We start from the raw sequence: 1,431 nt of genomic DNA on the forward strand, positions 1-1,431 counted from the left end.
GGACGCAACCTCGCGCTGCGCGGCATCGAGGCCGACATGGGACCGCGCTCGGCAGACTCGTTCACTGATGACCTGCACCCGGATCTGCGCGCGGACTTCGTGATCGCGAACCCGCCGTTCAACGTCTCGGACTGGTGGGACGCGAAGCTCGAGTGCGACCCGCGCTGGCAGTACGGCACCCCGCCGCAGGGGAATGCGAACTTCGCGTGGGTGCAGCACTTCATCCACCACCTGAGCACATACGGCGACCAGTCAGCGCCGTGGCGACGGAAAGTGAAGTAACCGTGGGGCATCGCGACTACACGACAGCCGGATTTGACTCACCGGAAGTGCAACACAACATCATGGCATTCGTTGGCAACGGATTTGACCTCCAGGTGGCGAGCGACTACCAGATGCCGATTGATACTCGGTATTCCAGTTTTTACCACTTCCTCAAACTCCGATCATTTGATGAGACAAACCCGATTTTCCAGGAGATGGAGGAATTGCAGCGCGCGAGGAAAGACAACTGGAGTGACGTTGAAGCAGTTGTCGAAAAGATGCTTCGAGAGAATCGGGTGCGACCCCGCGAACTCGGCGAATCACTCAAGCGGATACAGGAGCAGTTCTCGCAGTTCCTCGAACTTGCGGTGCCGAGCTCCCTACTCGTTCGACTTGGCGCGGATTCAATGAACAACAACTCGGCAGTAACTTCGTTGCAGGAGTTCTTGGGGGATCTCGATCGTGACGACTACGCCCGACTGCAATTCCCCAAGCGAATCAACAACTTCGACGTATTCAACTTTTTCTTTGTCAATTTCAACTACACGTCACTGCTCGATGACTTTGTCTATCTTGATCAGCAGCAGTTCGATCCGAGGCCCTACAAAACCGTGGACCGAAACTTCGACTTCAAGATCGACCCGGGTGCCGTTGCTGGCGAGTGGGGAGACCATTTCTCTTCCTATGTCACGTCGGACGTCGTTCACCCTCATGGACACCAGAGCATCCCTCGGTCGCTCTTGTTCGGCGTAGACACTCCGCAGCATGTGCGTGGTAACCAAGATCCGGCGCTCAGGCTCGCCAAGCCATTTTGGGCTCAGAATGACCTGCGGTATCGCCACTTGTTTGATGATGCCGAACTCTTCATCATCTTTGGTTGTTCGCTCGGCGAATCCGATCGATGGTGGTGGAAACATATTGCCGACGCTCTCGGAACTGAGCGCACTCGATCCGATGGGGTGAGAAAATACTCACCGGAACTCATTCTCTACTGGTTCAATGGGGGCGGAAAAGTATGGGATGTCGATGCGGTCTGCGACAAATTCCTTGAGTTTGCTGCCCCATCCGAACGCGCTCGGCTGAGGGAGTATGTCCATGTCGTTATGCACGACGCCGGAACTGCCAGAAACTGGCTCAATACCTCTCCAGCAGATGGCAGTAAACTGG

Annotated in this window: 2 protein-coding genes; both read left to right on the top strand. The window is 55.8% G+C overall.

Annotated elements, in window-relative coordinates:
- A partial coding sequence (locus tag GP2_RS20770) for an N-6 DNA methylase (RefSeq protein WP_040527704.1) occupies nt 1-282 on the top strand: 282 nt, incomplete at its 5' end.
- Nucleotides 261-1,431, top strand: a 1,171-nt coding sequence (locus GP2_RS21495) for an AbiH family protein (protein WP_157211754.1), incomplete at its 3' end; no start/stop codon positions are given. The genes GP2_RS20770 and GP2_RS21495, both read left to right, overlap by 22 nt.

The sequence above is a fragment of the Gordonia paraffinivorans NBRC 108238 genome (assembly GCF_000344155.1).
Taxonomy (GTDB): domain Bacteria; phylum Actinomycetota; class Actinomycetes; order Mycobacteriales; family Mycobacteriaceae; genus Gordonia; species Gordonia paraffinivorans.